At 50.9% G+C, this 226-nt stretch carries 1 protein-coding gene; it reads right to left on the reverse strand.

Translation table 11 applies throughout. The features are described 5' to 3' along the window. Positions 1–226: hypothetical protein (locus tag SLS51_RS23810; RefSeq protein WP_323840917.1), on the reverse strand; the 226-nt coding region annotated here is incomplete at both ends.

A 226-nucleotide genomic window follows, 5' to 3' on the forward strand; every position in this document is an offset into this window, starting at 1 on the left:
TCCAATCACTGCCAGCATCTCTTGCAGAATCGCTTCACCATCAACCGGGTCTCCTGTACGGGAAACCATCTGGCCTTCTGTGGTGTAATTCACGCCAAAGATATCCGCTAAGGTAGTCTCCGCGTTTACACCAGCTAATCGGCCCAGCAATTTGTTCTTAAGCTGACGCGGCAAATCCTGTGGATGATAGGTAAACGTGGTCTTCGCCATCCCCGTTGCCGAATAT

This window comes from Photorhabdus africana (genome assembly GCF_035181445.1).
Lineage (GTDB): Bacteria > Pseudomonadota > Gammaproteobacteria > Enterobacterales > Enterobacteriaceae > Photorhabdus > Photorhabdus laumondii.